The following is a 6,604-nucleotide window of genomic DNA, read 5'->3' as shown; positions in this document are numbered from 1 at the left end:
TACTGATAACAACAATGTACAGCATAAAATAGCGGTCGATACAAAAGGGGAAATCAAGGGTCACTCGCAAGACGGCTACCCGGACGACCCCGCAGAGCGTACCGAAGCCGCCAACGAACACGTCAACCAGGCACGGCGCTTCGCGAAGTACTGGGTGTATCGAAACTGTGGCTACGATACCCTCGAGCCGATGCGAAACCCCGACCGCATCGCACAGGCCGCCGCGGTACTCCGGCCGCTGACACCCGAGACCACCGACGCGTTCTTCGGTGACCTCTACCGCCACCTCCGCAGTATCGGTCGCGATAAACGCTCGCCGCTCGAGCTGCCCGCAGGTGTCGCGGCGACCGAAGCGGTCTACCAGCAAGACGTCTACCTCGGTGTCGACGAGGAGACCGCCACCGCCTACGCCGACGTGCTGGCCGACCCCGCAGTCCTCGAGTTACTCGAGACCAGCGTCGCTGGCGCGGCTCCCGAACCCGACGCACAAACGGTCGCCGACGCCGCCGGGATCGACCTCGAGACGCTGCCGAACGTGCGAGACGGCTCGCTCGTCGAAGCCGTCTCCGGCGTCCACATCCACTGGGACGACGACCACGGCCAGTACCACACCCAGTGGGGCGACCATCCGGCGCTCGAGCGCAGCCCGGATGCGCGGATCGAACTGTTCGCGTTCGACCCCGAGAACCTCGACGCGCTCAGAGAACAGCTCGTTCGCAACCTCGTCTGCCAGGTCCGCGATTGCTATCTGACGATGGGAATCGCCCCACCCACCGCCGTCCGCATCCTCGGCCACGGGAGACACGACGCCTCCACCTGGTACACCCACTACGACTTCTACGAGGAGTATTACGACCCCGACGCCGACATCGATACCTGGTACGAGGAGTACACACCACCGGATGCCTACAGCAGCGACTGAAACGGTGTGTGCGAGCGCGGTGTCGGTGGTGGAGTCCCGGCCAGCGGGGGTGCTCGAGCCGCCGTGTGGAGCAGGGGTTGCGGACGGGTGGGAGTCGTTCACGGTCGATAGGGGAACTTGTCGGCGTTCCAAGCGGGATTTGAATCTGACGTAATAGCGGTTCGTCCAAGCGGACTCGAGGAAGAGAAATCGAGAGACAGCGGTGAGTTCAAGGGGTTGCTGTAAGCGTTCTACGGGTGGCTGATTATCACATGTGAAAGCGTTTCAGAAGGGAATTCTATCACGGTCTTTGGACAGTCAGATAACTTTATGTAGTGTCCAGCGTACCCTCGGATAGCATCGTGACGATAGAAGGTGACGGCACGGGGTTGGGATGCATCCCCCAACGTGCGTCATATCTACTGTTCCAGTGGGTGGGACATAATCCTTTCTATCGTTCAATCGGTGTGTGGAACAAACAACCATGAATCTGAAAAAGAAGCTCTTCGGAAACGAAGACGAGCGGGCTGTATCGCCGGTCATCGGTGTTATCCTGATGGTCGCAATTACCGTCATCCTCGCGGCCGTGATCGCCGCGTTCGTGCTGGACCTCGGCTCGAGTCAGAGTGCGGGTGCGTCTGCAGGAATCCAGTTCGATGAAGGGAGTGATCACGTTACAGTTACTTTCCTGACTGACCAACGCACTGACGAAGGTGAAGTGGAAATCGTGGAGGGAGAAGATGGTCCCAGTGGGGAATCATGTTCTGGTGAAACATTAGAGGTTGGCCAAACAGCAACCTGTGGAAACGGTGAGAGTATCACCGTTACTGCAGAATATGAGGGTTCGACCAGCACCGTCGGGAACTGGAACCCCTGATACCTAGGGCTTCAGTTCTCCCGTGATCGAACGCACAGACGAACAAGCGGTTAATCCCGTTATCGGGACCGTGCTTCTCGTGGCTGTCGTCGTCATCCTCGCCGCAACAGTCGGAGCATTCGCGCTCCAGATCGCAGACGGCGTCGACGACGGGCCTCGAGCAGCGGTCACGATCACCGACACGCAACCGGACGGCGGGAACGGCCACCTCGTGGTGACGGTGTTGAACCTCGAGAACTCCGACCAGGTGACGGTCACTGCGACGACGAGCGGAGACGAGCTGGAGGGAGCGAGTGGTCCGACCGACGAGGTGTCGGAAACGGTCACGAACGCCGGGCAGAACGTCCGGGTGCAAGCCGACGGGAACAGTCCGGTCGAGGTTCGAGTCACCGCAGTCGCCGAACGAGGCGACCGGGAAGGACTCGTCTTCGACCAGACCGTCACACTCTAACCACGCCATTTTATCGACGTCATACCACCCACGCACAGCGTACCGACCAGCCGTTCGAGGGTACCCGGCACAACCACCACGGGTGGGACTGAAAGGGGCTGGCGGTCTCGAGAGGCGAGGGGACGCAAGGACCGCAGCGAGCGCAGCGAGCGAGGACCACAGCAACCCGCAGCCCTCGAGACCGCCAGGGGCTTTCGAAGTGGTCTCGGCGGTTCTGCCTGCTGGCTCACCCACGAAACCCGGCACAGAATGTCGCGATGCCCTTCTAGAAGTCGATCGAAAAAGCAGGCCACCCCATCCCAAAAGATGCTCGAGCGAACCCTACTTTCGCAACTCTCGCGCCTCTTGTTGGGTGACGTAACAGCCACAGGAGGCCTGGATCGTAAACGGGCCGGTCGCAGTCACGCCGACGACCACACTCTCACAGTGGGGACAGCGTGGCGGGTTCCAGTTCTCGCCACCCCAGCGAGCGTAGTCCTCGTCCTCGGGTTCGTGGTCGCTCATCGCACCCCTCCGTGTGTAAGACACGGCTGTTTGACGAGCGCGACGGCTCGCTGTCGGCCGTAAGTCAGCACTCGAGCGAGAGCGTCTCCACTCCGAGAATCGGTGTTTCGCGGGCTGTACGTAGCGTTTGCGAGACTTTTAAGTTCGCGTGGTTGGTACGGATTCATGGCTTCAGCACTCTCACGAGTTGGAAGCCACGTCTCGGGTGCTGCCACACCCGGGACATTTCACAACGTCCCGCTTTCTGGATGACGCGGCTTCCGTGAGCGTGTTGTCCACGGGTTGACTTATAGCTACTGGATATTGTTTGGCTGCGGTGGGTGTCGAGGAGTCCACAGCGCCGCCGCCGCTCGAGGGCCGAACCTCCAACCCACGGCTTCCCGACAGTTGGCAGGGTGACTCGAGCCCGGCGGGAGACGGGGGCGCTCGAGTGGGCCGACCGCTCGAGTGTCCGAAGACTAACACCTAAGAGGATCGAACAGAAACGGGCTGACAATTACCAATGCAGCAACAGCCGAGGTGGGAGGGATGAGCTTCGGCTGGGATCGGCGCGACCGGTCGAACGACGACAGTGAGCAGAACGAACGAACACGGCGCGCTCGAGCGCAGCCCCAGACACAGGGCGGAACTCGCCCACACCAGTATCTCTCGAGTGTACTGCAACCCTCGCCCGAGCAGGCGGCCCAGCTCGACCGGCTGATCCAGACGCGCGGCTTCGAGCAGGTCCAACGGTGGGGCGAACGCGGTGAACTGCCTGAAGGCATAAACACGCCGACGGGCGAGCAGGTTCGCGTCGCTCGAGCGCGCAGTCGGGCGGCGGGCGTCGAACTCGACACGCCGAGTGCCATGCGCTCGGTCGAAGCACAGGCGGAGAGCGACCTGGCGGGAGAGACTGCCACACCCGACGTGGTGCGACGGGTGATTACCCAGCCAGGAAAGCCGCTCGAGGGATCAGTCCGCGAGGAGATGGAGCAACGGATGGGTGACTCGTTTTCGGACGTGCAGCTACACACTGGGCCGGAGGCTGCGAAAGCAGCGAGTGCGCTCGAGGCACGGGCGTTCACCACCGGCAATCACGTGGTGTTCAACCGTGGCGAGTACGACCCCGAGAGTCCCGAAGGAAAGTACCTGCTCGCACACGAGTTGGCGCACGTCCGCCAGCAAACTGGCGGTGCCATTAGTATGCTCCCCCAGGAGGGGAGTTCGCTGGTGATAGACCCCGATCCCGAACTCGAGCGTGAGGCCGACGAGGTGGCGAGGAAGGCACTCTCGGGAGAACCAGCCGAAGCGCCAGTAGTCGTCAACCGAAACGGAGTAGAGATGTACGTTCAGCGTCTCGAGCCGGTCACGCTCCAGTATCTCGGAGCGATGGTCGCAGACGATGGAACTCGAGAAGGGGCGAAACAACTCGCGAAGCAAACGGTCGGTGAAAAGGCCGCGCAGACGCGGGCCGTCCTCGACGAGAAGACGACGCGTGAGTATCGTCTGACCCGTGCAGAACTCGAGGCCGTCGTCGAACACGGTCAGACCGGTGACGGTCTCGACGCATTCCTCGACGAGCAGGGAATCGAGCCGACAAGCGACTTCGAAGAACTGGTCGACAGTGACCTTCGCTGGAGTATTTCGATCGGGAACTCGACGTACACCGCGGCGACGCTGCTGTCGCTCGGATTCGCACCCGCTGCAATCGTTGCCCTCGGCTCTGGCTACGGAGCGAAGAAAGTACTCGAGGAGTACGGTGAGGAAATCGGAGCACGTGGTCGACGGTTACTCCGAGAACACGCAGGTCTGTCCACCGAAGATCAGGCCGAAGAAGAGGGTGGCGAATTCGGTGGCCAAAATCCGTTTCAGAGTGACACAGAATGAAGGCACGAACAACGAACGAGAACGAAGAATTCGTGGAACTAGAGGTTACAGATAACCGTGAACACGCGCATACGGTTACAGTGGAAAAGCACTCTGGTGAGATCGTATTTCACGAATCGGAGTACTACCCGGACGAACCTGAACGACGAACGACTACGGAACAGGAGACCGTTTTCCAGGCCCGCCGGTACGCCAGATACTACGTCGCGACCGAACTCGGCTACGAGACGCTGCCGTGGTCGCTCGACATCGACCGGATCCGGGCCGTCTGCACTGGTCTCGAGTCGCTGTCTGTCGACGAGGCGGAGACACACTTCGGCGACCTGTTCGCCCAGAGTCTGAGCCACTACCGTGACGATCCGACTGTCGAAACGGGTGACATCGAGCGCCCGGTTTCGTTGCCCACCGAGATGGTCGGTGGTGACGACGCCGTACTGTACGAACAGGACATCTCTCTCGATGAAGACGGGCAGGTCGAGACCACCGGAGGAATCCGCGTCTGCTACTACACCGAACCCGGGAACCGCCACACCCACCAGCACGGTCGAGCGCTCGAGTGCGAGCCGGACGCCAGGGTCGAACTCTCACCGGTCCCCATCGTCACGATGCCGGTCTTTCTCGAGTACCTCGTCTACACGCTCCGGTGTCAGATACGCGACTGCTACCTCGGTATGGGTCTCGAGCCACCGGCGGACTACCGGCTGCTCGGACCCGGTAAATACGAGTTCACGATCAAGTACCTCCACTTCGAGCTGTACCCGGAGTACTTCGATATCGACGCCGACATCCCCGGCTACGAGTACGACTTCGCACCCGGTACCGACGCACTCACGGCCGCGATCGACTCGCTCGAGCGAACCGAGACGACGACGGCGTCGGTGTACGACCGCGTCCGTGACGCCCTGTTTCGGCGCTGACGAACAGCAGCATGGCCAAAGCCGACGGATAACGGGCGGACGCGAGTGCCGAGCCACGAGTGGGAGGGCGCTGGCCTGTCCGTCAGGCAGTCGTTGGAGTGCGCTCGAGCGGTTTCAGGGACCGGATGGTGTCCACTCGAGCGGCGGGACGCTCCCGGTCCATCAGGATGCGAAGCAGAAGTATCTCACTGGCGCGGGAGGGGCACACGAGGAACGCCAGCCTGCGACGCCGTCGGTCACGCTCGAGGAGGTCAAAGCCGAGTACGGACTCGACGACCACCAGTTGGCGACGATGTACGAAGACCACTTCGGGCAGGAACTCACAGCCGAGAGCGAGTACACTGTCTCCGATTCGGTGGAGGCAGTCGCACTCAACCTGACGAAGGCGGCGATCGCCGACGTCGTCCCGGGGATGACGTTCGCATATGCCGCCCATGCGGGGTACGAGGCGTGGGCTGATGGGACGAACAGCAGCGCGAAAGAACGGATCGAACAGCTCATTGCGTCGGCTATCGACCACGCCCGCACTGGTGAAGGCGAATCCGAGGGGTTGTCATAATATGAAAGGAAATGTCACTGGAGAAAACGACCGTAGCGTTGGACTTCATGTAATCGACAACAATGGAACCACGCACAAAATCGAGATGCGGAAACGCAGCGGCGAGATATATTATCACGAACAAGACGGCTATTCGGACGACCCGGTGGCTCGCACCCCCGAGGAGAACGAACACGTCAACCAGGCCCGGCGCTACGCCAGATACCACGTCTACCGTGAACGCGGCTACGGCACCCTCGAGCGGGTCGACAATCCCGATTGTATTCTGGCGGCGATGATCGCGCTCGGTCAGCTCTCCCCGACGGCATTCGAAACGCACTTCCGTGCGCTCTTCGACCGACTCCGACGCCACGCCGATGGCTCGAGAGTCGACCTGCCGTTTGCAGGTGCAGACCCCGACGGAATCGTCGTCTACCGCACTGATCTCTACCTCGAGCCAGATCCGGTCGGTCTCCAGGAGACGATCAGGGACGCTCTCTCGGCGTACGGCGTGGAATCGGGTGCGACCGTCGACGGAGAGGCGCTGGCC

At 61.5% G+C, this 6,604-nt stretch carries 8 protein-coding genes; 7 read left to right on the top strand and 1 reads right to left on the bottom strand.

What is annotated here, in order from left to right:
* The 3 genes from N0B15_RS05245 to N0B15_RS05235 form a co-directional block, all read left to right on the top strand.
* On the top strand, positions 1-922 hold a 922-nt coding region (locus tag N0B15_RS05245), incomplete at its 5' end, for a DUF7958 family protein (protein ID WP_263018457.1).
* Between the two features lie 448 nt (positions 923-1,370).
* Positions 1,371-1,778 carry a type IV pilin domain-containing protein gene (locus N0B15_RS05240; protein ID WP_425494211.1) on the top strand — a complete coding sequence of 136 codons (408 nt, stop codon included), beginning with the start codon at positions 1,371-1,373 and terminating at the stop codon, positions 1,776-1,778.
* Positions 1,779-1,800: 22 nt separating this feature from the next.
* Complete coding sequence (locus tag N0B15_RS05235) at positions 1,801-2,229, top strand: type IV pilin domain-containing protein (protein WP_263018456.1); 429 nt, start codon at positions 1,801-1,803, stop codon at positions 2,227-2,229.
* Between the two features lie 321 nt (positions 2,230-2,550).
* Here the strand turns inward: N0B15_RS05235 and N0B15_RS05230 are convergent, their stop codons facing one another.
* Entirely contained in the window at positions 2,551-2,733 is a 183-nt protein-coding gene (locus N0B15_RS05230) for a hypothetical protein (RefSeq protein ID WP_263018455.1), read from the bottom strand.
* A 528-nt stretch (positions 2,734-3,261) separates the two neighbouring features.
* On the opposite strand from N0B15_RS05230, the gene N0B15_RS05225 reads away from it, so the two are divergent.
* From N0B15_RS05225 to N0B15_RS05210, 4 genes are all read left to right on the top strand, one after another.
* Positions 3,262-4,599, top strand: coding sequence for an eCIS core domain-containing protein (locus N0B15_RS05225; RefSeq protein WP_263018454.1), 1,338 nt, complete (start codon positions 3,262-3,264; stop codon positions 4,597-4,599).
* Positions 4,596-5,516, top strand: a complete 921-nt coding sequence (locus tag N0B15_RS05220) for a DUF7958 family protein (RefSeq protein ID WP_464503019.1) — start codon at positions 4,596-4,598, stop codon at positions 5,514-5,516. Before N0B15_RS05225 ends, N0B15_RS05220 begins: the two co-directional genes overlap by 4 nt.
* Positions 5,494-6,075, top strand: a complete 582-nt coding sequence (locus N0B15_RS05215; RefSeq protein WP_263018452.1) for a hypothetical protein — start codon at positions 5,494-5,496, stop codon at positions 6,073-6,075. Before N0B15_RS05220 ends, N0B15_RS05215 begins: the two co-directional genes overlap by 23 nt.
* Positions 5,975-6,604: DUF7958 family protein (locus N0B15_RS05210; protein ID WP_484549509.1), on the top strand; the 630-nt coding region annotated here is incomplete at its 3' end. The genes N0B15_RS05215 and N0B15_RS05210, both read left to right, overlap by 101 nt.

This window comes from Natronobiforma cellulositropha, assembly GCF_025629245.1.
Taxonomy (GTDB): Archaea; Halobacteriota; Halobacteria; order Halobacteriales; family Natrialbaceae; genus Natronobiforma; species Natronobiforma cellulositropha.
Note: the sequence above shows the minus strand (reverse complement) of the source record. Positions and strands in the feature narration are given on the sequence as shown.